This is a genomic window from Actinomadura sp. K4S16, assembly GCF_008327685.1.
Taxonomy (GTDB): Bacteria; Actinomycetota; Actinomycetes; order Streptosporangiales; family Streptosporangiaceae; genus Spirillospora.
Window position 1 is genome coordinate 663,967 of the sequence record NZ_BDDE01000012.1, and the last position, 26,156, is coordinate 690,122.

The window sequence follows — 26,156 nt, forward strand, 5'->3', positions numbered from 1 at the left end:
CGAGGAGACCGACGTGAACGCGAACGCCCGCGCGTGGCGCGGCATTATCGAGGAGTACCGCGACCGGCTTCCGGTGACGGACGCGACGCCCGTCGTCACCCTGCTGGAGGGCGGCACCCCTCTGGTGCCCGCCCACCGGCTGTCCCAGCTGACCGGTTGCGAGGTGTTCCTCAAGGTCGAGGGCGCCAACCCGACCGGTTCGTTCAAGGACCGCGGCATGACGATGGCGATCAGCAAGGCGGCCGAGGACGGCGCGAAGGCCGTCATCTGCGCCTCGACCGGCAACACCTCGGCGTCCGCCGCCGCGTACGCGGTGCGGGCCGGGATGACCTGCGCGGTCCTCGTCCCCAACGGCAAGATCGCGATGGGCAAGCTGGCCCAGGCGCTGGTGCACGGCGCCCGGCTCCTGCAGGTCGACGGCAACTTCGACGACTGCCTCGAACTGGCGCGCAAGCTGTCCGTCGACTACCCGGTGGCGCTGGTCAACTCGGTCAACAAGTACCGGCTGCAGGGCCAGAAGACCGCCGCGTTCGAGATCGTGGACGCGCTGGGCGACGCGCCCGACGTCCACTGCCTGCCCGTCGGCAACGCCGGAAACATCTCCGCCTACTGGATGGGCTACAAGGAGTACGCCAAGGACGGCGTCTCCTCGCGCACCCCGCGCATGCTGGGCTTCCAGGCCAGCGGCGCGGCGCCGTTCGTGAAGGGCGAGCCCGTCCTGAAGCCGCAGACCATCGCCACCGCGATCCGGATCGGCAACCCCGCCTCGTGGGACCTCGCCGTGGCCGCGCGGGACGAGTCCGGCGGCGCGATCGACTCGGTCACCGACCGGCAGATCCTCGCCGCCTACCGGCTCCTCGCCCGCGAGGAGGGCGTCTTCGTGGAGCCCGCCTCGGCGGCGAGCGTCGCGGGCCTGCTCCAGGCGAGCGAGCAGGGCGCGGTCGCGGCCGGGTCCCAGGTCGTCTGCACCGTGACGGGCAACGGCCTCAAGGATCCCGACTGGGCCATCTCCGGGGCGCCCGCGCCGACGACCATCAAGGTCGACGCGCACTCCGCCGCGTCCGAGCTCGGCCTCACCTGAGGTGGGCTGGGCTGACGGCCCGGTGCTGGTGCGGACCCCCGCGACCAGCGCCAACCTGGGCCCGGGATTCGACTCGCTCGGCCTTGCGCTCGCGCTGTACGACGACGTCGAGGTGGAGGCGACCAGCGGGGGGCTGTCCATCGAGGTGGACGGCGAGGGCGCCGAGGTCGCCGACCGCGGCGAGCGGCACCTGATCGTGCGGGTGCTGCGCCGGACGTTCGACGTCCTCGACGAGCTGGCCGGAACCGGTCCCGCCCGCCCGGACGGGCTCCGGCTGCGGTGCCGGAACCGGATCCCGCACAGCCGCGGTCTCGGCTCGTCGTCCGCCGCGATCGTCGCCGGGATCGTCGCGGCCCGCGCGCTGCATCCCGCCGGGAAGCTCCTCGACGACGCCGGGGCGCTGCGCCTCGCGACGGAGATCGAGGGCCATCCCGACAACGTCGCGCCGTGCCTCGCCGGCGGCCTGACCGTCGCCTGGACGACGCCCGGCGGCGCCCGTTCGGTCCGGCTGGAACCGCAGGTCAGGCGGGTCGTGGCCTTCGTCCCCGGGCAGCGGCTCGCGACCGAGCGGGCCCGCGGGCTGCTGCCCGAGAGCGTCCCGCACGGGGACGCCGCCGCCAACGCCGGGCGCGCCGCGCTGCTCGTCGCCGCCCTCACCGGCGGCCTGGACGCGGGGATCCTGCTCGACGCGACCGAGGACCGGCTCCACCAGGAGTACCGCGCGCCCGCCATGCCCGAGTCCGCGGCGCTCGTCGCGCGGCTGCGGGACGCGGGCGTGCCGGCGGTGATCTCCGGCGCGGGACCGACCGTCCTGGCCTTCACAACCGCGGCGCAAGTTGATTCGATGGGCGGCGAAGTGGGTAAAGGCTGGCACGAACACCCGTTGGACGTCGCGACCCGCGGCGCACACGTCGTGTCCGGCGAATCCGAGACCCGGGCCTGACGGCCCCGCCGGTGGCGGGGGCCATGCGTCGCTCCGGCCGGTGCCCGTTCCGGCTCGATCCCACTAGGTAAAATGCGAAGACATCGACCTCTGGGGAATAGCAGTGTGCCCTGGTGATGTTAGGCTTATTGCCGCACCAGATGCCCCGTTCGGGGCAGCGTGCTCGTCAGCCGCGCGTCACCTTTTCGGCCCTCCGGTCGTGTCGGTCCCGCGTACCAGGCTCCCCGACACCGTGACTTCCCGTTGTCAGGCATTCCAGCGAAACTTCGGACGTGGCGGTACCGGGGACACGCACGAGCGGAACGTCCCGTCCACCATCTGGCTGTGCCCAGAACACGCAGATCCCGGTTCCATCGTGATCAGCGGAGCCCGATCCGGCGCCCCCGCCGGGCCGCACCACCGGGTCGACTGGCCGAACGCCGGCCAACGCCCGCGCCCTGGGAAGGACCCTTAGTGAGCGAATCCAGCGAACTCCTTACGGACGCAACCAGCACGGAAACCGCCGCCGCTCCGGCCGGCGCGGAGCCCGCCACCCCCCGGCGCCGCCGCGGCACCGGCCTGTCGGCCATGGTGCTCCCCGAGCTCAAGGCGCTCGCGTCCAGCCTCGGCATCACCGGCACGACCGGGATGCGCAAGAGCCAGCTCATCGCCGCCATCCAGGAGAAGCAGGGCGGCCAGGGGCAGGGCTCGGCGGGGGGCGAGCAGGGAGCCGCTGCGCCGGTGGCGACCGAGCGCCCGCGCCGCACCCGCACCGCGGCCAAGCGCGCGGTGTCCGAGGAGCAGGTCGCCATCGCCGACGCCGCGCCCGTGGCCGCGCCGGAGAGCGCGACCGCGTCCGAAGGCCAGTCCGCGGCCGCGGCCCAGCCGGGCACGGCGGAGAAGGCAGGCCAGGGCGACAAGCAGGAGAAGGCCGAGCGGCAGGGCGGCCGGCAGCGGGGCGACAAGCAGGACCGGGGAGCTTCCGAGGGACGCGGCGACCGGCAGGGCCGTGACCAGGGCCGTGACCAGGGCCGTGACCAGGGCCGCGAGCAGAACGCCGAGGACGGCGAGTCCCAGGGCGGTCGTGACGGCAACCGCGACGGGCGCGAGGGCCGCGACGGCGGCGGGCGCCAGCGGCAGCGCGGCGGCCGGGAGCGCGGCGAGGGCCGCGACCGGGGCGAGCGCGGCGAGCGTGGTGACCGCGGCGAGCGTGGTGACCGCGGCGAGCGTGGTGACCGCGGCGAGCGTGGTGAGCGCGGCGAGCGTGGCGACCGCGGTGAGCAGGGCGGCGGACGCCAGCGCGGCCAGGGCGGCGGCGGTCAGGGCGGCGGCGGCCAGCACGACGACGACGACGGCAGCGGCCGGGGTCGGCGCGGGCGCCGGTTCCGGGAGCGCAACCGCGGCCGCGGCCGCGAGCGCTACGAGGAGCCGGTGATCACCGAGGACGACGTCCTCATCCCCGTCGCGGGCATCCTCGACATCCTCGACAACTACGCCTTCGTCCGGACGACCGGCTACCTGCCCGGCCCGAACGACGTGTACGTGTCGCTGGCGCAGGTCCGCAAGAACGGGCTGCGCAAGGGCGACGTCATCACCGGCGCCGTCCGGCAGGCGCGCGAGGGCGAGCGGCGCGAGAAGTTCAACGCGCTGGTCCGCCTCGACACCGTCAACGGGATGGAGCCCGACCAGGCCAAGGGCCGCGTCGACTTCTCCAAGCTGACCCCGCTGTACCCGCAGGAGCGGCTGCGCCTGGAGTCCGACCCGGGCATCCTGACGACCCGGATCATCGACCTGGTGTCGCCGATCGGCAAGGGGCAGCGCGGCCTGATCGTGTCGCCGCCGAAGGCCGGCAAGACGATGGTGCTCCAGGCGATCGCCAACGCGATCACCAAGAACAACCCGGAGTGCCACCTGATGGTCGTCCTCGTGGACGAGCGTCCGGAAGAGGTCACCGACATGCAGCGGACGGTGAAGGGCGAGGTCATCCACTCGACCTTCGACCGTCCCGCCGAGGACCACACCACGGTCGCGGAGCTGGCCATCGAGCGCGCCAAGCGGCTCGTCGAGCTCGGCCACGACGTCGTCGTGCTGCTCGACTCGATCACCCGCCTGGGCCGGGCCTACAACCTGGCGGCGCCCGCGTCCGGCCGCATCCTGTCCGGCGGTGTCGACTCGACCGCGCTGTACCCGCCGAAGCGGTTCTTCGGCGCGGCCCGCAACATCGAGAACGGCGGCTCGCTGACGATCCTCGCCACCGCGCTGGTGGAGACCGGGTCCCGCATGGACGAGGTCATCTTCGAGGAGTTCAAGGGCACCGGCAACATGGAGCTGAAGCTCAACCGGTCGCTCGCGGACAAGCGGATCTTCCCGGCGGTGGACGTCGACCAGTCCTCCACCCGCAAGGAGGAGATCCTCATGGCTCCGGAGGAGCTGCGGGTCGTCTGGCAGCTGCGCCGGGTGCTGCACGCGCTCGACACGCAGCAGGCGCTGGAGCTCCTCATCGAGAAGATGAAGGAGACCAAGTCCAACGCCGAGTTCCTGCTCCAGGTGCAGAAGACGACCGTCTCCGACGACCGCTGACACGCGCCGCGCACGCCCCCGTCCGGACTGTTCCGGCGGGGGCGTCGCCGTCGGTGCCTCCGGAATGGTGGGGTTAGCCCCACCCCTGAACGGGCGGCGGCCGTCATGGCGGCCCCGCCTCCCGCGCGGCACGCTTGTCTTGTCAGGCGGAATCGGGCATACGCAGGCGAGCACGGGCCCACGCAGGTCGGAGCGAGCACGGAGGGACGACGTGGGCGAGTCGAGCAAGGATGGGGCGGGCGGCGCCGTCCGGTGGGTCGCGGCGCGATGGGCGACGGCGACACGCGCCGGCGGGGAGCCGGCGTCCGTCATGAACCGCCCCTGGCATCCGCTCGCGATGGTCGCGTCGTCGCTGACCTGGCGCTCGGCGCTGTACCTGGCCGTCAGCCTGGCCTTCGGGCTGGGCTGGTTCGTCGTCCTGGCCGTCGGGCTGGCCCTGTCGGTCGGGCTGCTGATCATATGGGTGGGCGTCCCGCTGCTGGCGCTGCTGATGGTCGCGTGGCGGTTCGGCGCGGTGCTGGAGCGGCGGCTCGTCCGGGCGGCGTTCGGCGTCCGGATCCCGAGCCCGTACCGGCCCCTGCCCGCCGGGCGCAACCCGCTGGCCAAGCTCAGGAGGATGGCGGCGGACCCGGCGACCTGGAAGGACCTCCTCTACCTCGCGGTGCTGCTCCCGATCACGATGTTCGAGTTCGTCGTGTCGGCGGCGGTGTGGGCCGGGGCGGGCACGCTGCTGTTCCTTCCGGTGGTCGTGGCGGTGAGCGGCGGCGCCGAGGTCAACTTCGGGGTCTCGTACTGGGCGGGCAACCCGGTCGAGGCGCTGCCGGTGTCCGTCGTGGGCCTGGGGTTCCTCGTCCTCGCGATGTACGTGACGCGGGCGATGGCGATGGGGCACGCCGCGTTCGCCGCGCTGATGCTCGGCCCTAGCCCGTCCCAGACCGAGAACGCCGCGCTGCGCGAGCGGACCGAGCACCTGCGGGCCAGCCGCGCCCGCGGGGTGGACGCGGCCGAGTTCGAGCGGCGCCGCATCGAGCGGGACCTGCACGACGGGGCGCAGCAGCGGCTGCTGGCGGTGGCGATGGACATCGGCCGCGCCCGCGCCAAGCTCGACGAGGACCCCGAGGGCGCGCGGGCGCTGATCGAGCAGGCCCACGCGGGCACCAGGGAGGCGATCTCCGAGCTGCGCGACCTCGCCCGCGGGATCTACCCGGCGATCCTCACCGACCGCGGCCTGGACCCGGCGCTGTCCGGGCTCGCCGGGCGCGCCCCCGTGCCCGTCGAGGTGGAGGTCGACCTGCCCGAGCGCCCGCCCGCGGCGGTCGAGAGCATCGCCTACTTCATCGTCGCCGAGTCGCTGGCCAACATCGCCAAGTACGCCCGCGCGACCCGCGCGACCGTCCGCGTGACCCGCGAGGACCGCCTGGTGGTCGTCGAGGTGTCCGACGACGGGGTGGGCGGCGCGGTCGCGCGGCCGGACGGCGGCCTCGCCGGGCTGGCCGACCGGGCGGCGACGATCGACGGCACGCTGACCGTGGACAGCCCGCCCGGCGGCCCCACGACCGTGCGCGCCGAACTGCCCTGCACGTGGTGATCCCGGCGCGCGGCGGCGCCGCGGGCCCGATAATGGCCGGATGCGGGTAGTGATCGCCGAGGACTCGGTGCTGCTGCGGGAAGGGCTCGTCCGGCTGCTCGGCGACGCCGGGATCGAGACGGTGGCGACCGTGGGGGACGGGCCGGGGCTGCTCGGCATCGTCGAGGAGCACGCTCCGGACCTCGCCATCGTGGACGTCCGGATGCCGCCCTCGTTCACCGACGAGGGGCTGCGCGCGGCCCTCGCCGTCCGGGAGCGCCGTCCGGGCACGCCGATCCTCGTCCTGTCCCAGTACGTGGAGGAGCGCTACGCCACGGACCTCATCGGCGGCGGCGCGCAGGGCGTCGGCTACCTGCTGAAGGAGCGGGTGTCGGACGTCGAGGAGTTCATCGACGCGGTCCGCCGCATCGCCGCCGGCGGCACGGTCATCGACCCGGAGGTGATCGGCCAGCTGCTCGGCCGCCGCCGCACCGGCGACCCGCTGGAGGCGCTGACCCCGCGCGAGCGCGAGGTGCTCGGCCTGATGGCGCAGGGCCGCTCGAACGGCGCCATCGCCGCGGACCTCGTCGTCACCGAGGGCGCCGTGGAGAAGCACATCTCCAACATCTTCATGAAACTGAACCTGCAACCCGCCCAAGGCGGCCACCGCCGAGTAATGGCCGTACTCGCCTACCTGGGACGGGGCTAGCCCCGCGGGTCGGGCGGCCGGAAGGCGCTCTATCTGACGCGCCACGTGACGCTCTTGGACGTGCCACGTGGGGACGCTCTTGGAGTGGACCTGAGCCGGGACGCGGGTCGAGCGGCCGGAAGGCGCTCCAAGCGCCTGGAGGCCGCACGACCCGCCGAGCCGGGCGACCGCAGCGCCACGCAACAAACCCGCACGGGCACGGAAACCCGCACCGTGGCGTGAGGATCGCCCGGCTCGCAACGGGGGGTTCCAGGGGGGTCGCTACCCCTGGGCTAACACTCCTCGGGAATGACCGGTGACCTCGCCACGTTCGGGTATCTGGCACACTTGGTGTGCAACCGCTGCGGTACCGGTTCACGCCTCCCACATCTGCCCCTTGGCATCGCCATGCGGGCCGGGGGCGCCCGGCGACCGCCCGAAGCGAGGAGAACCCATGAAGCCCGACATCCACCCGGACTACGTCGTCACCACCGTGACGTGTACGTGCGGCAACACCTTCGAGACCCGCAGCACCGCCGCGAACGGCGTGATCCACGCGGACGTGTGCTCGAACTGCCACCCGTTCTACACGGGCAAGCAGAAGATCCTCGACACCGGCGGCCGGGTCGCGCGCTTCGAGCAGCGCTTCGGCAAGAAGAAGGCCGGCAAGTAGGACGATCCGCACCGCGGACATCAGGGACGGCCCGGGGACTCTCCAGGTCCCCGGGCCGTCCGAAATCGGCGATCGGGGGCGGCCGCCCCCGTGCCGCGACGGGCCAGGACTGAGCGTGAATCTCGACGATCTGATCAGCGAATACGCGGGCATCGAGGAACGCCTCGCCGACCCGTCCGTCCATGCCGACCAGGCCCTGGCGCGCAAGCTCGGCAAGCGCTACGCGGAGCTGCGGCCGATCGTCGAGACGCACCGCGAGCTGGCCGCCACCGAGGACGACCTCGCCGCCGCCCGCGAGCTGGGCGGCGAGGACGCCGCGTTCGCGGCCGAGGCCGAGGAGCTCGGCAAGCGCCGCGAGGAGCTGGAGGAGCGGCTGCGGCGGCTGCTCGTCCCGCGCGACCCGAACGACGCCAAGGACGTCATCCTCGAGGTCAAGGCCGGTGAGGGCGGCGAGGAGTCGGCGCTGTTCGCCGGCGACCTGCTGCGGATGTACCTCCGCTACGCCGAGCGCGTCGGCTGGAAGACCGAGATCCTCGACTCCCACCCCTCCGACCTCGGCGGCTACAAGGACGTCACGGTCGCGGTGAAGGCCAAGGGGGCCCAGGAGGAGGGCGTCTGGACGCGGCTCAAGTTCGAAGGCGGCGTCCACCGGGTGCAGCGGGTGCCCGCGACCGAGTCGCAGGGCCGCATCCACACCAGCGCCGTCGGCGTCCTGGTGACGCCCGAGGCCGAGGACGTCGACGTCCAGGTCGACCCCAACGACCTGCGCATCGACGTCTACCGCTCGTCCGGGCCCGGCGGGCAGAGCGTCAACACGACGGACTCCGCCGTGCGCATCACGCACCTGCCGACCGGTGTCGTCGTCTCCTGCCAGAACGAGAAGAGCCAGCTCCAGAACAAGGAGCAGGCGCTGCGCATCCTGCGGTCCCGGCTGCTGGCGATGGCGCAGGAGGAGGCCGACGCCGCCGCGGCGGCCGAGCGCAAGAGCCAGGTCCGCACCGTGGACCGCTCCGAGCGGGTGCGCACCTACAACTACCCGGAGAACCGGATCTCCGACCACCGGGTCGGCTACAAGGCCTACAACCTCGACCAGGTGCTGGACGGCGACCTCCACAACGTCACGCAGGCGCTCGTCGACGCCGAGATGGAACGTCGGCTGGCCGAAGCCCAGAAATCATGAGCGCAGCGAATCGGGGGGCGTGGGGGGTCGTCCCCCCTCGAAGGGCAACAGTCATGAGCGCAGCGAATCGGGGGGCGTGGGGGGTCGTCCCCCCTCGAAAGACAGGATCATGAACCTGCTGCTCGACGAGATCGCCAGGGCCACCGCCCGGCTCGCCGACGCGGGCGCCGCCTCGCCCCGCGCCGACGCCGAGGAGCTCGCCGCGGCCGTGCACCGGGTGCGGCGCTCGGAGCTGCACGGCGTCCCCGACAGTGCCTTCGACGCCCGGTTCTGGGAGTTCGTCGCGCGCCGCGAGGCGGGGGAGCCGCTGCAGCACATCACCGGCCGCGCGTTCTTCCGCTACCTGGAGCTGAAGGTCGGGCCCGGTGTGTTCGTGCCGCGCCCGGAGACCGAGGTGATGGTCGGCTGGGCGCTGGAGACGCTGCGCGACATGGACGTCCGCGACCCCCTCGTGGTCGACCTCGGCACCGGATCCGCCGCGATCGCGCTGTCCATCGCGCTGGAGGCCCCGCGCGCCCGCGTCCACGCCGTGGAGAAGGACCCGACGGCCTTCGTCCACGCCACCCGCAACGTGGAGGAGCTGGACGAGCGCGGCCGCGTCCGGCTGCACCTGGACGACTTCGCCACCGCCCTCACCGAGCTGGACGGCACCGTCGACCTCGTCGTCAGCAACCCGCCGTACATCCCGATGAGCGAGTGGGAGTACGTCCCCCGCGACGTCCGCGACCACGACCCCGCCGACGCCCTGTGGGGCGGCGGCGACGACGGCCTGGACGCGATCCGCATCGTGGAGCGCACCGCCCGCCGCCTCCTGCGCCCCGGCGGCTACGTGGCCGTCGAGCACAGCGACCTGCAGGGCAACGGCGTCTACTGGATCTTCGCGGAGGAGAACGGCTGGCGGGACGTGCGCAACCGCCGCGACCTGGCCAACCGGGACCGCTTCGTCACCGCCCGCCTGGCCGCCGACTAGCCCCGCTATCCTGGGCGGTGCCATACCGGCGAGCGCTGTGACGTACCGGCTGTGAAGTGCCGGAAGAGCGCTGCGCGGGACCGGACGAGCGCGTGCAGATGGGAAGACGGGCGACCGTGAGCCGACGTTACGACTGCTCTCAGCCGATGGAGCGCACCCGGGGGATCGCCGAGGCCTTCTCGGCCGTCCGGCGCGGCGAGCTGATCGTCATGCCGACCGACACCGTGTACGGCGTCGGCGTGGACGCGTTCATGCCGCCCGCCGTGACCGCCCTCCTGGACGCCAAGGGCCGAGGCCGCGAGATGCCGCCGCCGGTGCTGGTCGGCTCCGTCCGCGCCGCGACGGCCCTGGTGGAGGACCTCGGCACCTACGGGCAGGACCTCATCGACGAGTTCTGGCCGGGCGCGCTGACCCTCGTGTGCCGCGCCAACCCCAGCCTCATGTGGGACCTCGGCGAGACCAAGGGCACCGTCGCCATCCGGATGCCGATGCACGAGCTGGCCGTCGAGCTGCTCAAGGAGACGGGCCCTCTCGCGGTGAGCAGCGCGAACCTGTCGGGCCGCCCAGCCGCCCGCACGGTCGACGAGGCAGAGAAGATGCTCGGCGACTCGGTCGCGGTGTACCTGGACGGAGGCCAGTCCGGTCACGCCGACCCGTCCACGATCATCGACCTGACCGGCCCCGTCCCGCGCCTCCTGCGCGCCGGCGCCGTCCCGGAGGACAAGATCCGCGCCGTGGTGGGCGTCCTCCTCACCGAAGAGGACGAGCCCGACGAGCCCGCAGAGGTCCCCTCCGCCGCCGAGGAAACCAAGCCTTCCCTAACCAAGGACGAGCCCCCGAAGGCCTCCCACGAGCCTTCTGAGACTTCCCAAGAGGCGCCTGAGGCCACGACCAAGCCGTCCCTGCGCAAGGACGACTCCAGCACCGAGTAGCGCAGGGGCGGCGGCCCGCTACCGGAATGCGGGCCAGTGCTCTGGTCTTCAGGCCGGGGGTGAAGGCCCGCGCTGGGAGGGCCGCCGAGGCCCGGGCAGTGCACGTCCCGCATGATCGCTCCATCCGGGCCAGGTACCGGTCGGCGAACACCTCGTGCCGCAACCTCGCCACGAAGACCAAGCGGACGTGCATCGCAACGACGCGGTCTCTGTCGGTGCTATTGCCTTCGGGTTCGGTCATGGACCGGTACGGTGCGGGTGTGCAGTTACGTTACAACTACCGTTTGTATCCAACGCCTGGTCAGCAGATCGAGCTGGCGAGGGCGTTCGGGTGCGCACGGGTGGTGTTCAACGACGGGTTGCGCCTGCGGCAGGAAGCCCGCGAGCAGGGCTTGCCGTACGTGTCGGACGCCGAGTTGTCCAAGCGGATCATCACGCAGGCCAAGGCGACCCCGGAACGGGCGTGGCTGGGCGAGGTGTCGTCGGTCGTGCTGCAACAGGCCCTCGCCGACCTCAACACCGCGTACCGCAACTTCTTTGCGTCGCTCTCCGGTAAGCGCAAGGGCCGCAAGGTGGCCCCGCCCCGGTACCGCTCGCGCAAGGACAACCGGCAGGCGATCAGGTTTACGAGGAACTCCCGCTTCAAGGTCCTGGGCAACGGCCGCCTGCGGTTGCCGAAGATCGGGGATCTGGCTGTCCGCTGGTCGCGCGCCCTGCCCTCGGCCCCGTCGAGCGTGGCGGTCATCAAGGATGCGGCCGGGCGGTATTTCGCCTCGTTCGTGGTGCAGGTGGCCGACGAGCCGTTGCCGACGGTGGAGTCGGAGGTGGGCATCGATCTGGGGCTGGTGCACTTCGCGGTGCTGTCGGACGGCACGAAGGTGGCCGCGCCGAAGTTCCTGCGGCGCGCCGCCCGCAAGCTCAAGCGGCTGCAACAAGCCCTCGCGCGCAAGCAGCGCGGGAGTCAGAACCGCAGGAAGGCCGTCGTCAGGGTCGCCCGCGCCCATGCGCGGGTGGCCGACACCCGGCGGGACTGGCAGCACAAGCTCTCGACGCAGATCATCCGCGAGAACCAAGCGGTGTACGTCGAGGACCTGTGCGTGACCGGTCTGGGCCGGACCCGGCTGGCCAAGTCCGTGCACGATGCGGGCTGGGCCGGCTTCACCGGCATGCTGGAGTACAAGGCCGCCCGGTACGGGCGCACCTTCGGCCGGGCGGACCGGTTCCTCCCCTCCACCCGCATGTGCTCGGCCTGCGGCCGGATCACCGAGAAGATGGCGCTCAACGTCCGGACGTGGGACTGCCCGTGCGGCAGTCACCACGACCGGGACGTCAACGCCGCCAGGAATATCAGGGCCGCTGGGCAGGCGGACCTCAACGCCCGTGGAGCGCACGTAAGACCGGGACTCGTCCCGGCAGCGCGCAACGAAGCGGGAACCCACCCGGACGCCGCGCGTTCAACGCGCAGCGTGGAGGGAATCTCCGTCCTCTAGGGCGGAGAGGATGTCAATTCACGACCCGGAACCGCAGGTGCGTGACCTCCTCGGAGGCGATCACGTCCGTGCGCTCCAGTTCGATGTGTCCCAGGTCGTCGAAGAGCCGGGTTCCCGCGCCCAGCACGACCGGCACCAGGTTGATCTGCAACTCGTCCAGCAGCCCGTCGCGCAGGAACCGCCGTCCCGTCCGGGCTCCCATCACGACCACGTCCTTGTCGCCAGCCGCCTCTTGGGCGGCCTTGAGCGCGGCGTCGATGCCATCGGTGACGAAGGTGAACGAGGCGCTCTTCATGACGAGCTCGTCGCGGGCCTCGCGGGTGGGGACGAAGGTCGGCACCGGGTACGGGGTGTCCTCCCAGTGGGGCAGGCCGACGTCGAACGTGCGCTTGCCGAGGACGACCGCGCCCACCGAGGCGTTCATCGCGGCGACGACCTCCTTGTCGCGCGGGTCGGGCCGGTCGGTGAACATCCACTCGTGCAGCCGCATGCCGCCCCTGCCCATGGCATGCTCCGCGCAGACGTCCGGGCCGGCGACGACGCCGTCCAACGACATGCTCTTGTACAGGACCACGGTGCCCATCGAGACCTCCTGAACGTTGCCGATCGGGAGGTGGACCGCCCGGCGCCCCAGAACTCATCGTGCGAGCCGGAGAGATCTCGGCCGAGTGGAGCCGCCGGCGGCGAAGGCCCCCGGAAAGCGCAAAGGCCCCGCCGGGCCGGGCGGGGCCTGTGTCGTCAGGCGGAAGAGGCCGCGGATCAGAAGATCTTCTTGCCCTTGCCGTAGTAGTACTTGCCGGTCTTCTTGTTCCGGCCGCACTCCTGGACCCACATGTGGCTGCCGTAGGTCGACTTCACGCTGATCTTGACCTTCGCGTTGCCGTCGAAGTTGTAGCGCGTGCCGTCGGGCGCCACACCAACGATCTTGAAGCGCGACCAGTACACCTTGGAGCCCTCGGTGAACTTGAAGCGCACGCAGGCGGTCCAGCCGTTCTTCTTGTCGTCGGCCAGGTAGCCGGTGACGTAGGTGTTGCCGCTGGCCCGCTTGTAGGAGCCCCAGGCGGCCACGTGGCTGTAGGAGTTGTACGGCCTCCAGCTGCCGGTGGCGGCGGCTTCGGCGGGGGCACCGACAGCGGCCATGCCGGCCATCAGGGTGCCGGCGGTCAGGGCTACTGCAGCGATTCGCCGCATAGGTCCCTCCAGGCTCGGTTTGGGGGTTAGCGAGCGATAACTTAGCAGCCCTCTACCAGTGATTTTCCGCAGGTGCGCGCAACTGACCAGGGCAGGACGAATCAGACGCCGGGGCGAACCGATCCGGCGCTGGACGCGTCCAAGGGGCCGCTGATCACCGTGCCGGGAGACAAGGGTCACCCTGCGGGGCGGACCGGGGCCGTTACGGCGACACGATCACGGCAACGGTGGAAGCATGCCTGACGTGCGTGGCCGTGTCCGGGGCCCCGCGACCATCGCGGGGGTGCTGCCGTCCCTCGTGCTGCCCTGTCTCGTATCGCCCTGTCTCGTACTGCGCCGCCTCGCGCTGCGCTGCCTCGTGCCGGCGTCTCTCGTGCTGCTCTGCCTCGCACTCGTGCCGCCCGCCCACGCCGCGGGGCGGACGGGCGGCGACCCCGCACCCGGAGGCTCGGCGGGCGTACCGCCCCCCGAGCCGGCCTTCCGCGGCGAGAGCATCCCGGTCTTCGACGTCGTCCTCACGATCGGCGCCGACGGCGTGCTGTACGTGCGGGAGACGATCACCTACGACTTCGACCAGGCGGGGGAGCACGGGATCGTCCGGCATGTGCCGTTCCGCCGCGGCGACCGCCTCTACGAGGTGGGCGACGTCAGCAGCAGCTCGTCCACCGGCGCCCCGGCCCGCGTCCGCACGGCCCGCTTCCTGCACGACGTGCAGATCAGCGTCGGCGACCGGCACCGCGAGGTCCGCGGCCGCCAGGCCTACGTGATCGAGTACGAGGTGCGCCGCGCGTTCACCCCCCGCGCCGACCACGACGAGCTGATGTGGGACGCGATCGGGACGAGCTGGGACGTGCCGATCGGGAACGCGGCCGTCCGGGTGCAGGCGCCCGTGCCGCTGCGGCACGCGACCTGCCGGGCGGGCGCGCCCGGCATGACGACCCGGTGCCTGCGCGACCGCGACGGCCCCTACGCCATCGACTTCGTCCAGAACGCGCTCGCCCCGCACGAGGGGATGCGGATCCGGGTCCGGCTGCCCAAGCACGCGATCGCCGTCCCGCCGCCGCGGTACGTCCCGCCGCGCTGGACGGGCGGCTGGACGGGCACCGCCGTGCTGGCCCTCGCGGTCGCCGCCGTGCCCCTGCTGGCGCGCCGCCCGGCGCCGCGGCGGCGGATCGGCGCCGGCCTGCTCGCCGCCGGGGCGCTGCTCGTCGTCGCGGACGCCGGGGACGACGTCGCGGCGCTCGGCCCGTGGGCGTTCTCGCTGGGCGACCGGTGCCTCGCCGGGCTGGCGCTCATGATCGTCGGCGCCGGGATCGTGTGCGTCCACGACACCCGTACCGCCCGATATGCCGCGGACCACCGCCCGGGAGGACTACAGTTGGTCGGTCTCGACGTGAACCGATCGTCCCGGCGGGTCGTCTACCCAGGTGAACTCCGCCCAGGACGGGGCACGTAGGCATGGTCGACCGGCGAAGGGAGGCGCAGGGGAGTGCGGGAGTACCTGCTGACGATCCTTGTCGCCGCTCTCGTCGCCTACCTGCTGACCCCCTCGGTGCGCCGGTTCGCCGTGTGGTTCGGCGCCCAGGCCGTCCCCCGCGACCGCGACGTGCACGTGATCCCGACGCCCCGGCTGGGCGGCCTCGCGATGTTCGGCGGGATGGTGGCCGCGCTGGTGGTCGCGACGGGGCTGCCGGAGATGCGCAAAGTCCTCGGCGACGGCGGGATCAGCGTCAGCAAGGCGCTGCTGCTGTCGGGCGGGCTGATCGTGCTGATCGGCATCGTCGACGACCGCTGGGAGGTCGACCCGCTCACCAAGTTCGCCGGGCAGGTCGCGGCCGCCGGGATCTTCATCATGCAGGGCATCCAGATCTACGTGATCCCGCTGCCGACCGGCGACTCGCTGTCGCTGCCGCCCGCCTACGGGGTGCCGCTGACCGTCTTCGTCGTGGTCGCCACGATCAACGCGGTCAACTTCATCGACGGCCTTGACGGCCTCGCCGCCGGCGTCGTCGGGATCGCCGCGCTGGCGCTGTTCTCGTACGCCTACCTGCTGTCGCGGACGAACGGGCTGACCACGCTGACCGCCGCGACCCTCATCGCCGCGGTGCTGTTCGGCATGTGCGCGGGTTTCCTGCCGCACAACTTCAGCCCGGCGAAGATCTTCATGGGGGACACCGGCTCGATGCTGATCGGGCTGCTGCTCAGCGCCTCCACCATCATGCTGACCGGGCAGTTCGACCCGGCCATCCTCGCCAACGGGCTGTTCCCGTTCTTCGTCCCGGTGCTGCTGATCCCGGCGGTCGCGGCGGTGCCGTTCATGGACATGCTGCTCGCGGTGTGGCGGCGCACCAACCAGGGCCGGTCGCCTTTCTCGCCGGACAAGCAACACCTGCACCACCGGTTGCTGCAGCTCGGCCACTCCACCCGCCGCGCCGTGCTGATCATGTACTTCTGGGTCGGGCTGCTGGCCTCCGGGCTGGTCGGCCTCGCGTTGTTCGACGCCGCCTGGATCACCCTCGGCGTCACCCTGCTGGTGGCGGTCGCGGGCGTGGTGCTGATGTTCCGCATCCCCGGCCGCCGCAAGGCCGCCCGGGCGAAGGCCGCCCCGGGCGCCGGCGAGCAGCCCGCCGAGCAGCCGTCGATGCCCGTCTGACCCCCGTACAGGTCCTGACCAGCGGTTTCATTCGACGCCGCCGCCCCCGCGGCCCGGGCCCGGACGGCACCGGTCGAGGGCGAGATCGTCTGCCGCGCGGGGCGTGAACGTGCCTGGGCACGGTGCGGGCTCGGCTACAGTCCCTCGTGCGGGTGTTGCGCCGAGTAGCGCCGCGAGCGCCGGATCGCATTACCTCTAGGGTAATTGTGGACATTCCGGACGCTTGTGATACCTTTCACGAACAAGAGACGAACACTTACCGTGACCAGCCGGAGCCCTCATGCATACCTCCGACGCCCGGATGCTCCGCGGCGCCGCGATCCCGACGTCGGTCGTCGGGGTGGGCGCCGTGGTGATCGGCCTGCTGACCGCCGGCGCCAAGGGCGCCCTCGCGGCGGCACTGGCCTCCGTCGTGGTGGTCGCCTTCTTCTCGGTCAGCGCCCTGGTGCTCTCCTGGGCCTCCCGGCTGTCGGCGCAGACCATGATGCTGGCCGCCCTCGCCAGCTACGCGGTGAAGATCCTCGCGGTGATGGTGCTGGTCACGGCCATCGACGGCGTGTCGATCTTCGACACCCAGGTCTTCGGCTGGACGGTCATCGGGCTCGCGCTGCTCTGGATCGGAGCCGAGTTCCGAGTCGTCCTGCAGCGGAGGCCCTACATTGACGACCCCGAGAACGTCCTGGACCGGAGTCCGTGATGATGCGCCCGCGGACGGTGCCGGCCCTCATGACGGACTACTCCAATATGACCACCGCAGGCATGGCCTGCTATCGTCCGGAGCGCGATGAGCGAGCAGAAACGCCGGCCGGAGGACGGCCAGCGGGAATTCGCCGACGCCGCTTGGTCCGTGCCCAGCTACCTCCTCTCCGGGATGCTCATCTGGGGCGGTCTCGGGTGGCTGCTGTCCAAGTGGACGCACCAGACCTGGCTGGTCCCGATCGGCCTGGTCATCGGCGTAGTGCTCGCCGTCTACCTGGTCTACGTGAAGTTCGGTCGCGACTCCTCCTGAGCGGCCCCGCCGCCGAGGAAGCCTTCGTGAAACATCACCACATTGATGAAGGGAACGCCGCGTGAACGCGCTGACGGTCCTCGCCTCCGGCGGAGATGAGTTCCGGGCCCCCGGGCCGGAGCTGTTCGACTTCCCGCCCCTGTTCGCCGGCGGCCCCGCTTGGCTCACCAAGCCCGTCGTCTTCGCGGTCGTCGGGTCGCTGGTGGTCGTCGTCTTCTTCTGGAGCGCCTTCGCCAAGCCGAAGCTCGTGCCGCGGGGCGTGCAGAACCTCGGCGAGCTCGGCTACATGTTCGTGCGGGACGAGATCGCCCGCCCGTTCCTCGGCAAGAAGACCGACCAGTGGATGCCGCTGCTGATGTCGATGTTCTTCCTGATCTGGATCTGGAACATCTTCGCGGTCGTCCCGATCATCCAGTTCCCGATCGCCTCGCACATCGCGTTCCCGATCGTGCTGGCGCTCTTCGTCTACATCCTCAAGGTCTACCTCGGCCTGCGGCACCAGGGGATCCGGTACTTCACCAACATGATCCCCAGCGGCCTGCCGCTGCCCGTCTACTTCCTGCTGGTGCCGATCGAGTACCTCTCGACCTTCGTCCTGGCCCCGTTCACCCACGCGGTCCGGCTCTTCGCCAACATGTTCGCGGGCCACACGATCCTGGCGTTCTTCAGCCTGGTCGGCTTCTGGTTCCTCTTCGAGAAGCCCACGGTCGCGGGGTTCGGCGTCGGTGTCATCGGCGTGATCGTCACCATCGCCATGACGGCGCTGGAGCTGCTGATCCAGTTCCTGCAGGCGTTCCTGTTCACGATGCTGGCCGCCATGTACATCCAGAGCGGCCTGGAAGCCGACCACTAGAACCGCATGGTGCGCGGCGCCCCGGCTCCGCGCCTTCACCGACAACTCCGTAAGCCCAGACCGGCGGAGCCTCCGCCGGCCGACAGAAAAGGAATGAACCCATGACGGGAGTTCTCGCCGCCCTCGAAGGTAACGTCACCTCGATCGGGTACGGCCTCGCGGCGATCGGCCCGGGCATCGGCGTCGGCATCATCTTCGGCCAGGGCGTGAACGCCATCGCCCGCCAGCCCGAGCTGACCGGTGTCATCCGCACCAACATGCTGCTGGGCTTCGTCCTTACCGAGGCGCTCGCCCTGATCGGCCTGGTCGCGCCGTTCATCTTCCAGAGCATCTAAGGCCGTCCGAACCTGAGGAAGGGCTGCAGACATGATCACAGCAGCTTCCGTCCTGGCGGCGGAGAGCAACAACCCTCTCATTCCGCACCCGTTCGAGCTGGTCGTCGGCATCTTCTCGTTCCTGGTCGTCCTGATCTTCCTCGGCAAGATCCTCACGCCGCGCATCCAGAAGACGCTGGAGGAGCGGACCGAGGCGATCGAGGGCGGTCTCGTCCGGGCCGAGGAGGCGCAGAAGGAGGCCCAGCAGGTCCTCGAGCAGTACAAGGCCCAGCAGAAGGCGGCCGCGCTCGAGGCGTCCAACGAGCGACGCAAGGCCGAGGAGCAGGGCGCGCAGATCATCGCCCAGGCCAAGGAGCAGGCCCAGGTCGAGGCGCGCCGCATCGTCGAGAACGCCAAGGCCCAGATCGAGGCCGAGCGGCAGCAGGCGCTGCAGTCGCTCCGCGCCGAGATCGGCGCCATGTCGGTCGAGCTCGCCGGACGCGTCGTGGGCGAGTCCCTTGAGGACAGCGCGCGGCAGAGCCGGGTCGTCGACCGGTTCCTCGAGGAGCTCGAGGAACGCGCTCGCACCCAGGAGCAGATCACATCATGACCATCACGGGAGCGGTGAGCAGGGCGTCGCTGGCCGAGGCCAAGGAGCGGCTGGAGGCCGTGATCCCCTCCGCCGACCTGGCGCGGCTCGGCGGCGACCTGTTCGCGGTGCTGCACCTGATCGACCGCGAGCACGGCCTGCGGCGGGCGGTCTCCGACCCGTCGCGGGACGGTGCCGAGAAGGCGCAGCTCGTCCAGATCCTGCTGGAGGGCAAGGTGTCGCCGGCCGCTCTCGGGCTGGTCGCCGACGTCGTCCGGCTGCGCTGGTCGACGCCGTCGGAGCTGACGGACGCGGTGGAGATCCTCGCGGTCACCGCCGAGTCCGCCCGCGCCGAGGCGGACGGGAGGATCGACGACCTGGAGGACGAGCTGTTCCGCTTCTCCCGGGTCGTCGAGGGGGAGCCGGACCTGCGCGGCGCCCTCGCCAACCCGGGCCTGCCGGGCGAGAACAAGCTCGGCCTGGTCAACGCGCTGGTGGAGGGCAAGGTCACCGACGCGACGCTGACGCTCGTCACCGAGCTCGTGCTGCGCCCGCGAGGACGTAGCCTGGAAGGTGGGCTCGCCGAGTACGGCAGGCTCGTCGCCCAGCGTCGGCAGCGGCTGGTGGCCCTGGTCCGCACGCCGGTGCCGCTGTCGGCGGAGCAGCGGACGCGGCTCGCCGCGGTGCTCGCCGCCGCCTACGGGCACGAAGTACACCTGAACATCGAGCTCGACCCCACCGCGATCGGCGGCCTGTCGGTCCAGATCGGGGACGAGATCATCGACGGCACGATCGCCGGACGGCTGGACGACGTCCGCCGGCGGCTCGGCACCGGCTGACCCGCCGGTTGGCTGACCCCATAGGGAGCAAGAGAGGAATCATGGCGGAGCTGACGATCCGTCCGGATGAGATCCGGAACGCGCTGGAGCGCTTCGTCCAGTCGTACGAGCCCGAGGCCGCCGCGCGCGAAGAGGTCGGCACCGTCGTCGATTCCGGCGACGGTATCGCCCACGTCGAGGGCCTGCCCTCCGCGATGGCGAACGAACTCCTTGAGTTCGAGGACGGTACCCGTGGCCTGGCTCTGAACCTGGACGTGCGTGAGATCGGCGCCGTTGTCCTTGGCGACTTCAGCAAGATCGAAGAGGGCCAGAAGGTCCGCCGGACCGGCGAGGTCCTCTCGGTCCCCGTCGGCGACGGCTTCCTTGGCCGCGTCGTGGACGCGCTGGGCAACCCCCTGGACGGCAAGGGCCCGATCGAGACGACCGAGCGCCGCGCGCTCGAGCTGCAGGCCCCCACGGTCGTGCAGCGGCAGTCGGTGAGCGAGCCGCTGCAGACCGGCATCAAGGCCATCGACGCGATGACGCCGATCGGCCGCGGCCAGCGGCAGCTCATCATCGGTGACCGGCAGACCGGCAAGACGACGGTCGCCGTGGACACCATCATCAACCAGAAGGAGAACTGGGACTCCGGCGACGAGAAGAAGCAGGTCCGCTGCGTCTACGTCGCCATCGGCCAGAAGGGCTCCACGATCGCCAACGTGCGGCGCTCTCTGGACGAGGCCGGCGCGCTGGAGTACACCACGATCGTGGCGGCTCCCGCCTCCGAGCCCGCGGGCTACAAGTACATCGCCCCCTACACCGGGTCCGCGATCGGCCAGCACTGGATGTACCAGGGCAAGCACGTCCTGATCATCTTCGACGACCTGTCGAAGCAGGCCGAGGCCTACCGCGCGGTGTCGCTGCTGCTGCGCCGCCCGCCGGGCCGCGAGGCGTACCCCGGTGACGTCTTCTACCTGCACTCGCGCCTGCTGGAGCGCTGCGCGAAGCTGTCGGACGACATGGGCGGCGGTTCGATGACGGGTCTGCCGATCATCGAGACCAAGGGCAACGACGTGTCGGCCTACATCCCGACGAACGTCATCTCGATCACCGACGGGCAGTGCTTCCTGGAGACGGACCTGTTCAACCAGGGCGTCCGGCCGGCGATCAACGTCGGCATCTCGGTCTCCCGGGTCGGCGGCGACGCGCAGATCAAGGCGATGAAGACGGTCGCCGGCACCCTGCGCCTCGCGCTGTCGCAGTTCCGCGACCTGGAGGCGTTCGCCGCGTTCGCGTCCGACCTGGACGCCGCGTCGCGCGCGCAGCTGGAGCGCGGCGCCCGGCTGGTCGAGCTGCTGAAGCAGCCGCAGGGCAGCCCGTTCCCGGTCGAGCAGGAGGTCGTGTCCGTGTGGGCGGGCACCTCCGGCGAGCTGGACGACGTCCCGGTGGCCGACATCCGCCGCTTCGAGCGCGAGTTCCTCGACTACATGGAGCGCGAGGAGAGCGGCCTGCTGACCTCCATCTGGGAGACCGGCAAGCTGTCCGACGACGGCCTCACCGCCCTCAAGAACGCCATCACGGAGTTCAAGAGGGGCTTCCAGACGAGCGAGGGCGAGCTGCTCGCCGAGGAGCACGTCGAGGCGCTCGACGAAGAGGACGTCAAGCAGGAGACGATCACCCGCGTCAAGAAGGACTGACGGCCATGGCCGCACAGCTTCGTCAACTCCGGCAGAAGATCAAGACGGTCAAGTCGACCGCCAAGATCACTCGTGCCCAGGAGATGATCGCCACGTCGCGGATCGTCAAGGCCCAGCAGGCGGTGGCGGCCTCCAAGCCGTACGCCGACCAGATCACGCAGGCCCTGACCGCGCTGGTGAGCCACAACGTGGGGATCGACCATCCGCTGCTGAACGAGCAGCCGGCCGACAACCGCAGCGCCGTGCTGGTCATCACCAGTGACCGCGGGTTCTGCGGCGCCTACAACGCCAACGTCATCCGCGAGGCGGAGTCGTTGATCAAGGCGCTGCGGGACCAGGGCCGCGAGCCGGTCCCCTACGTCGTCGGCAACAAGGGCATCACCTGGTACCGGTTCCGGGACCGGGACGTCGCCGAGACCTGGAGCGGGTTCAGCGACCGCCCCCACTTCGGCAACGCCGAGGAGATCGGGCGGCGGCTGGCGGCGGACTTCCTCAAGACCGACGCCGAGGGCGGGGTCGGGGAGATCCACGTGGTCTACACCGAGTTCGTCTCGATGCTGACCCAGGCCGTCCGGGTCACCCGGCTGATGCCGCTGGAGATCGAGGAGGCCGAGTCCTCCAAGGTCCCGCCGGCGTACGAGTTCGAGCCGTCCGCCAAGGCCGCGCTCGACCTGCTCCTGCCGAACTACATCGAGAGCCGCATCTTCCACATGCTGCTGCAGTCGGCGGCGTCCTTCCAGGCGTCAGTCCGGCGGGCCATGAAGTCGGCGACCGACAATGCCAACGAACTGCTCGGGGTCTACACGCGCCAGATGAACCAGGCGCGGCAGGCCGCGATCACCCAGGAAATCAGCGAGATCGTCGGTGGCGCTGACGCGCTCGCCGAGTCTGGCGGGGAGTGAGAATGACTGCTCAGGTAGAGACGGCGACCGCGACCGGGCGCGTCGCCCGGGTCATCGGCCCGGTCGTCGACGTGGAGTTCCCCGCCGACGCCATCCCGGACATCTACAACGCCCTCAACGCGCAGGTCACCCTGGGCGGCGAGAGCAAGACCCTGACGTTCGAGGTCGCCCAGCACCTCGGCGACAACATGGTCAGGGCCATCTCCATGCAGCCGACGGACGGCCTCGTCCGCGGCGCTCCGGTGACCGACTCCGGCAAGTCGATCGCGGTGCCGGTCGGCGACATCACCAAGGGCCACGTGTGGAACGCCCTCGGCGACGCGCTGGACGTCCCGACCGCCTCGCTGGAGATCAACGAGCGGTGGGGCATCCACCGCCGCGCTCCGGCATTCGACCAGCTCGAGTCGAAGACGGAGATGCTGGAGACCGGCATCAAGGTCATCGACCTGCTGTGCCCGTACGTCAAGGGCGGCAAGATCGGCCTGTTCGGCGGCGCGGGTGTGGGCAAGACCGTCCTCATCCAGGAGATGATCCGCCGTGTCGCCCGCAACTTCGGCGGCACCTCGGTGTTCGCCGGCGTCGGCGAGCGCACCCGTGAGGGCAACGACCTCTGGGTGGAGATGGCCGAGGCGGACGTCCTCAAGGACACCGCGATGGTGTTCGGCCAGATGGACGAGCCGCCGGGCACCCGGCTGCGGGTGGCGCTGTCCGCGCTGACGATGGCGGAGTACTTCCGCGACGTCCAGAACCAGGACGTGCTGCTGTTCATCGACAACATCTTCCGGTTCACGCAGGCCGGCTCGGAGGTCTCCACGCTGCTCGGGCGCATGCCGTCCGCGGTGGGGTACCAGCCGACGCTGGCCGACGAGATGGGCGTGCTCCAGGAGCGGATCACCTCGACGCGCGGTAACTCGATCACCTCGATGCAGGCGATCTACGTGCCCGCCGACGACATCACCGACCCGGCGCCGCACACCACGTTCGCGCACCTGGACGCCACCACGACGCTGTCGCGGAGCATCTCCGAGAAGGGGATCTTCCCGGCGGTGGACCCGCTCGACTCCACCTCGCGGATCATGGACCCGCAGATCCTGGGGAACGAGCACTACGAGGTCGCCCAGGAAGTGATCCGGATCCTGCAGAAGTACAAGGAGCTGCAGGACATCATCGCGATCCTCGGTATCGACGAGCTCTCCGAGGAGGACAAGGTCACCGTCCAGCGGGCGCGGCGCATCGAGCGCTTCCTGTCGCACCCGATGTACGTGGCCGAGCAGTTCACCGGCCAGCCCGGTGAGACGGTGCCGAAGGACGAGACGATCGCCTCGTTCAAGGCGCTCGCCGAGGGCAAGTACGACCACCTCCCCGAGCAGGCGTTCTTCATGTGCGGCGGCATCGAGGATGTCGAGAAGAAGGCCAAGGAGCTGGAGAAGTAGTCCGCTCCGGCGGGCCGCCCACGGGCCTCGCGCCCGGGGCGGCCCGCCGGAACCGCTCCAGTAGTCGGAGGGAATGACGTGGCAACCCTGAAGGTCGGGCTGGTCTCGCCGGAGCGCGAGATCTGGTCCGGCGAGGCCAAGATGGTGGTCGCGCAGACCATCGAGGGCTCGCTCGGCATCCTGCCGGGGCACGCCCCGGTGCTGGGCGTCCTCCTCGACGGCAGCGTGGTGAAGATCGAGCCCGCGGACGGCGGTGCGCCGGTTCTCGCTGCGGTCAGCAGCGGGTTCTTCTCCGTCGCCGCGAACGAGGTCTCGGTGCTGGCCGAGCAGGTCGAGCGGGACGAAGAGATCGACGTGGACGACGCCAAGCGGGCGCTGGACGCGGCTCTGGCCGCCGAGGGCGAGGACGCGACGCCGGAGCGGCGGGCCAGGGCGCGGCTGCGCGCGGCGGGCGTCGAGGCCTAGGTTTCGGGCGGACGGCGGGGGATTTGGGCGAGCACCTGGCACTGGACGTCGGCGGGGTGCTCGCCGCGCTCGTCCTGGTGGCGGCGCTGCTGTTCGTCTCCATGGCGGTGCGCCGCTGGCTCTTCACGCGCGGCGGCGGCGCCGTGGAGTGCAGCCTGCGCGAACTGCCCCAGGAGGGCGGAGCCCCCGGAGTGTGGAGGCTCGGCATCGGCCGCTACAAGGGCGATGTCCTGCACTGGCACCGCGTGTTCGGTTTCCGCAGACGGCCCCGGCAGGTGATCCACCGCCGGGGCCTCGTCGTGTCCAACCGGCGCGTCCCCGATCCGGAGGAGGCCGAGGGCCTGCTGCCGGACGTGAGCGTCATCGAGGTCAGGAACGGCGACCAGGCGGTCGAGCTGGCGATGGGCGCGGCGGCGCTGACCGGCTTCCTGGCGTGGCTGGAGGCGGCCCCGCCCGGCTTCCCGGTGGACCTGCACTCCCCGGAGTGAGCGGTACGGGTCCGCAACGAGCGGTCCGGACGGCGTGTCTGGCATGAACCGGTAAGACCCCGGTATCGAAATGATCTTCCTGTGCCGCCGCTGCCCGGGGCCGCCGGGACGCGGGGCGAGGATCGTGCACGTGCGCAAGCTCCTCATCGGCCGCAGGCTCTTCGTGGGGACGGCCGTGGCGCTGCCCGCCGTCCTCCTGCCCGCCGCCCTGCCCATGGCCGGGGCCGCGCCGGCCCGTCCGCACCTCGCCGCGCTGGTCACGGTGAAGGACATCCGGCGGCACCTGGCCGCGCTCCAGGAGATCGCCGACTACAACGGCGGCAACCGCGCGGCGGGGCGGGCCGGCTACACGATGTCGGTGCGCTACGTCACCGGACGCCTGAGGAAGGCCGGGCTCGTGCCGCTGGTGCAGAAGTTCACCTTCCCGTACTGGCGGGAGCGGTCGCATGCGGTGTTCGCGCGGATGGCGCCGTCCAAGGCGTCCTACAAGCGGGAGACCGACTTCGTCACGCTGGCGTTCTCCGGCTCCGGGGACGTGACGGCGCCGGTGACGGCGGTGGACATCCCCGCCAAGGGCGAGGGGACGAGCGGCTGCCAGCCCGGCGACTTCAGGGGCTTCAAGCGGGGCTCGATCGCGCTCCTCCAGCGGGGGACCTGCTCGTTCGCGGTCAAGGCGACGAAGGCGAGGGCGGCCGGCGCGTCCGCCGTCGTGATCTTCAACAAGCCGGGGGAGAAGGGGCCGTTGCACGGCACGCTGTCCAAGCCGTACGCGTTCCCGGTCATCGGGCCGTCCCACAAGGTGGGCGCGGACCTGGTGAAGGCCGCGCGGAAGGGCGGCCTCAGGCTGCGGGTGAAGACCGACACCGCGCACGGGAAGCGGTCGTCGGAGAACGTCATCGCGGAGACCCGGGTCGGGCGGGCCGACAACGTCGTGGTCGTCGGCGCCCACCTGGACAGCGTCCCGGCGGGTCCGGGGATCAACGACAACGGCACCGGCGCGGCCACCCTGCTCGCCATCGCGGGGCAGATCGGCAAGCTCGGCAGGAGCGGGCTGCGCAACCGGGTGCGGTTCGCCTGGTGGGGCGCCGAGGAGGAGGGGCTGCAGGGCTCCGAGCACTACGTGCGCTCCCTGTCCGCGGCCCAGCGCCGGCGGATCGCCCTGAACCTGAACTTCGACATGCTCGGTTCGCCGAACGGCAGGCGGGGCGTCTACGACGGCGACCACTCGACCGGCACCGGCACGCGGGCGCCCGCCGGTTCCGGGGCGATCGAGCGGATGTTCCACCAGTACTTCAAGAGCCGCCACCTGCCGGTGGCCGAGAGCCGGTTCGACGGGCGGTCCGACTACGGCCCGTTCATCGAGCGGGGCATCCCGGCGGGCGGGATCGACACCGGCGCGGAGGGGTTGAAGACCGCCGCCGAGGCCAAGACGTTCGGCGGCAGGGCGGGCAGGGCGTACGACCCGTGCTACCACGCCAGGTGCGACCGCCTGAAGAACGTCGACTTGAAGCTGCTCGACGGCAATGCCGACGGTGTCGCGTACGTCCTGGAGCACCTGGCGCGGTCGACGGCCGCGGTGAACGGGGGCACCGCACTCGACCGGGTCCGGGTACCGCCCTACGAGCCGCTGCGGCAGGGCCCGTACCTGCTCCGCTGAGCCG

At 71.2% G+C, this 26,156-nt stretch carries 26 protein-coding genes; 24 read left to right on the forward strand and 2 right to left on the reverse strand.

Annotated elements, in window-relative coordinates; all coding sequences use genetic code 11:
- The first annotated feature begins 13 nt into the window (after window positions 1–13).
- The 10 genes from thrC (at window position 14) to K4S16_RS14360 (ending at window position 12,083) form a co-directional block, all read left to right on the forward strand.
- Complete coding sequence (thrC, locus tag K4S16_RS14315) at window positions 14–1,081, forward strand: threonine synthase (protein ID WP_149259378.1); 1,068 nt, start codon at window positions 14–16, stop codon at window positions 1,079–1,081.
- Between the two features lies 1 nt (window position 1,082).
- A complete protein-coding gene (thrB, locus tag K4S16_RS14320; protein ID WP_149259379.1) occupies window positions 1,083–2,024 on the forward strand; it encodes a homoserine kinase in 942 nt (313 codons plus the stop codon).
- 453 nt (window positions 2,025–2,477) lie between these two features.
- Window positions 2,478–4,583 (forward strand): transcription termination factor Rho, encoded by a 2,106-nt coding sequence (gene rho, locus K4S16_RS14325; protein WP_149259380.1) that lies wholly within the window; start codon window positions 2,478–2,480, stop codon window positions 4,581–4,583.
- A 211-nt stretch (window positions 4,584–4,794) separates the two neighbouring features.
- Complete coding sequence (locus K4S16_RS14330) at window positions 4,795–6,171, forward strand: sensor histidine kinase (protein ID WP_235036786.1); 1,377 nt, start codon at window positions 4,795–4,797, stop codon at window positions 6,169–6,171.
- A 40-nt stretch (window positions 6,172–6,211) separates the two neighbouring features.
- Complete coding sequence (locus tag K4S16_RS14335) at window positions 6,212–6,859, forward strand: response regulator transcription factor (RefSeq protein WP_149259381.1); 648 nt, start codon at window positions 6,212–6,214, stop codon at window positions 6,857–6,859.
- Window positions 6,860–7,292: 433 nt separating this feature from the next.
- A complete protein-coding gene (rpmE, locus tag K4S16_RS14340; protein ID WP_149259382.1) occupies window positions 7,293–7,511 on the forward strand; it encodes a 50S ribosomal protein L31 in 219 nt (72 codons plus the stop codon).
- Window positions 7,512–7,626: 115 nt separating this feature from the next.
- The gene (gene prfA / locus K4S16_RS14345) at window positions 7,627–8,691 is read left to right on the forward strand and encodes a peptide chain release factor 1 (protein WP_235036787.1); all 1,065 of its coding nucleotides are present in this window, start codon (window positions 7,627–7,629) and stop codon (window positions 8,689–8,691) included.
- Between the two features lie 109 nt (window positions 8,692–8,800).
- Entirely contained in the window at window positions 8,801–9,661 is an 861-nt protein-coding gene (gene prmC, locus K4S16_RS14350; protein ID WP_149259384.1) for a peptide chain release factor N(5)-glutamine methyltransferase, read from the forward strand.
- A gap of 116 nt (window positions 9,662–9,777) precedes the next feature.
- Window positions 9,778–10,593, forward strand: a complete 816-nt coding sequence (locus tag K4S16_RS14355) for an L-threonylcarbamoyladenylate synthase (protein ID WP_149259385.1) — start codon at window positions 9,778–9,780, stop codon at window positions 10,591–10,593.
- A 260-nt stretch (window positions 10,594–10,853) separates the two neighbouring features.
- Window positions 10,854–12,083: an RNA-guided endonuclease TnpB family protein gene (locus K4S16_RS14360; protein ID WP_149259589.1), complete on the forward strand. Its 1,230-nt coding sequence runs from the start codon at window positions 10,854–10,856 to the stop codon at window positions 12,081–12,083.
- Window positions 12,084–12,096: 13 nt separating this feature from the next.
- Here the strand turns inward: K4S16_RS14360 and K4S16_RS14365 are convergent, their stop codons facing one another.
- Together K4S16_RS14365 and K4S16_RS14370 are read right to left on the reverse strand one after the other, a co-directional pair.
- Window positions 12,097–12,666: a dihydrofolate reductase family protein gene (locus K4S16_RS14365; RefSeq protein ID WP_149259386.1), complete on the reverse strand. Its 570-nt coding sequence runs from the start codon at window positions 12,664–12,666 to the stop codon at window positions 12,097–12,099.
- A 176-nt stretch (window positions 12,667–12,842) separates the two neighbouring features.
- On the reverse strand, window positions 12,843–13,274 hold the full coding sequence (locus K4S16_RS14370; RefSeq protein ID WP_149259387.1) for a hypothetical protein: 432 nt from the start codon (window positions 13,272–13,274) through the stop codon (window positions 12,843–12,845).
- Between the two features lie 235 nt (window positions 13,275–13,509).
- On the opposite strand from K4S16_RS14370, the gene K4S16_RS14375 reads away from it, so the two are divergent.
- The 14 genes from K4S16_RS14375 to K4S16_RS14440 all read left to right on the forward strand — a co-directional run bounded on the left by K4S16_RS14375 (window position 13,510) and on the right by K4S16_RS14440 (window position 26,152).
- Window positions 13,510–14,730 (forward strand): DUF2207 domain-containing protein, encoded by a 1,221-nt coding sequence (locus K4S16_RS14375; protein ID WP_149259388.1) that lies wholly within the window; start codon window positions 13,510–13,512, stop codon window positions 14,728–14,730.
- A 33-nt stretch (window positions 14,731–14,763) separates the two neighbouring features.
- On the forward strand, window positions 14,764–15,927 hold the full coding sequence (locus K4S16_RS14380; protein WP_149259389.1) for an MraY family glycosyltransferase: 1,164 nt from the start codon (window positions 14,764–14,766) through the stop codon (window positions 15,925–15,927).
- A 280-nt stretch (window positions 15,928–16,207) separates the two neighbouring features.
- On the forward strand, window positions 16,208–16,624 hold the full coding sequence (locus tag K4S16_RS14385; protein WP_149259390.1) for a hypothetical protein: 417 nt from the start codon (window positions 16,208–16,210) through the stop codon (window positions 16,622–16,624).
- An 87-nt stretch (window positions 16,625–16,711) separates the two neighbouring features.
- On the forward strand, window positions 16,712–16,936 hold the full coding sequence (locus tag K4S16_RS14390) for an AtpZ/AtpI family protein (protein ID WP_149259391.1): 225 nt from the start codon (window positions 16,712–16,714) through the stop codon (window positions 16,934–16,936).
- 61 nt (window positions 16,937–16,997) lie between these two features.
- On the forward strand, window positions 16,998–17,789 hold the full coding sequence (gene atpB / locus K4S16_RS14395; protein WP_149259392.1) for a F0F1 ATP synthase subunit A: 792 nt from the start codon (window positions 16,998–17,000) through the stop codon (window positions 17,787–17,789).
- Window positions 17,790–17,890: 101 nt separating this feature from the next.
- A complete protein-coding gene (gene atpE, locus K4S16_RS14400; RefSeq protein WP_149259393.1) occupies window positions 17,891–18,124 on the forward strand; it encodes an ATP synthase F0 subunit C in 234 nt (77 codons plus the stop codon).
- 31 nt (window positions 18,125–18,155) lie between these two features.
- Window positions 18,156–18,713 (forward strand): F0F1 ATP synthase subunit B, encoded by a 558-nt coding sequence (locus tag K4S16_RS14405; RefSeq protein WP_149259394.1) that lies wholly within the window; start codon window positions 18,156–18,158, stop codon window positions 18,711–18,713.
- Complete coding sequence (locus tag K4S16_RS14410) at window positions 18,710–19,531, forward strand: F0F1 ATP synthase subunit delta (protein WP_149259395.1); 822 nt, start codon at window positions 18,710–18,712, stop codon at window positions 19,529–19,531. Before K4S16_RS14405 ends, K4S16_RS14410 begins: the two co-directional genes overlap by 4 nt.
- Window positions 19,532–19,572: 41 nt before the next feature.
- Window positions 19,573–21,207 (forward strand): F0F1 ATP synthase subunit alpha, encoded by a 1,635-nt coding sequence (atpA, locus tag K4S16_RS14415; RefSeq protein ID WP_149259396.1) that lies wholly within the window; start codon window positions 19,573–19,575, stop codon window positions 21,205–21,207.
- 5 nt (window positions 21,208–21,212) lie between these two features.
- On the forward strand, window positions 21,213–22,109 hold the full coding sequence (locus tag K4S16_RS14420; protein ID WP_149259397.1) for a F0F1 ATP synthase subunit gamma: 897 nt from the start codon (window positions 21,213–21,215) through the stop codon (window positions 22,107–22,109).
- A 2-nt stretch (window positions 22,110–22,111) separates the two neighbouring features.
- Window positions 22,112–23,542, forward strand: a complete 1,431-nt coding sequence (atpD, locus tag K4S16_RS14425) for a F0F1 ATP synthase subunit beta (protein ID WP_149259398.1) — start codon at window positions 22,112–22,114, stop codon at window positions 23,540–23,542.
- Between the two features lie 78 nt (window positions 23,543–23,620).
- Window positions 23,621–24,007: a F0F1 ATP synthase subunit epsilon gene (locus K4S16_RS14430; RefSeq protein ID WP_149259399.1), complete on the forward strand. Its 387-nt coding sequence runs from the start codon at window positions 23,621–23,623 to the stop codon at window positions 24,005–24,007.
- A gap of 23 nt (window positions 24,008–24,030) precedes the next feature.
- On the forward strand, window positions 24,031–24,495 hold the full coding sequence (locus K4S16_RS14435) for a DUF2550 domain-containing protein (protein ID WP_149259400.1): 465 nt from the start codon (window positions 24,031–24,033) through the stop codon (window positions 24,493–24,495).
- Between the two features lie 130 nt (window positions 24,496–24,625).
- Window positions 24,626–26,152: a M28 family peptidase gene (locus K4S16_RS14440; RefSeq protein WP_235036788.1), complete on the forward strand. Its 1,527-nt coding sequence runs from the start codon at window positions 24,626–24,628 to the stop codon at window positions 26,150–26,152.
- Window positions 26,153–26,156 lie beyond the last annotated feature (4 nt).

Coding starts and splice junctions, on each gene's coding strand:
- K4S16_RS14335 (WP_149259381.1), top strand. CDS start 6,212: ATGCGGGTAGTGATCGCCGAGGACTCGGTGCTGCTGCGGGAAGGGCTC.
- rpmE (WP_149259382.1), top strand. CDS start 7,293: ATGAAGCCCGACATCCACCCGGACTACGTCGTCACCACCGTGACGTGT.
- prmC (WP_149259384.1), top strand. CDS start 8,801: ATGAACCTGCTGCTCGACGAGATCGCCAGGGCCACCGCCCGGCTCGCC.
- K4S16_RS14365 (WP_149259386.1), bottom strand. CDS start 12,666: ATGGGCACCGTGGTCCTGTACAAGAGCATGTCGTTGGACGGCGTCGTC.
- K4S16_RS14370 (WP_149259387.1), bottom strand. CDS start 13,274: ATGCGGCGAATCGCTGCAGTAGCCCTGACCGCCGGCACCCTGATGGCC.
- K4S16_RS14375 (WP_149259388.1), top strand. CDS start 13,510: ATGCCTGACGTGCGTGGCCGTGTCCGGGGCCCCGCGACCATCGCGGGG.
- K4S16_RS14385 (WP_149259390.1), top strand. CDS start 16,208: ATGCATACCTCCGACGCCCGGATGCTCCGCGGCGCCGCGATCCCGACG.
- K4S16_RS14390 (WP_149259391.1), top strand. CDS start 16,712: ATGAGCGAGCAGAAACGCCGGCCGGAGGACGGCCAGCGGGAATTCGCC.
- atpE (WP_149259393.1), top strand. CDS start 17,891: ATGACGGGAGTTCTCGCCGCCCTCGAAGGTAACGTCACCTCGATCGGG.
- K4S16_RS14405 (WP_149259394.1), top strand. CDS start 18,156: ATGATCACAGCAGCTTCCGTCCTGGCGGCGGAGAGCAACAACCCTCTC.
- K4S16_RS14410 (WP_149259395.1), top strand. CDS start 18,710: ATGACCATCACGGGAGCGGTGAGCAGGGCGTCGCTGGCCGAGGCCAAG.
- atpA (WP_149259396.1), top strand. CDS start 19,573: ATGGCGGAGCTGACGATCCGTCCGGATGAGATCCGGAACGCGCTGGAG.
- K4S16_RS14420 (WP_149259397.1), top strand. CDS start 21,213: ATGGCCGCACAGCTTCGTCAACTCCGGCAGAAGATCAAGACGGTCAAG.
- atpD (WP_149259398.1), top strand. CDS start 22,112: ATGACTGCTCAGGTAGAGACGGCGACCGCGACCGGGCGCGTCGCCCGG.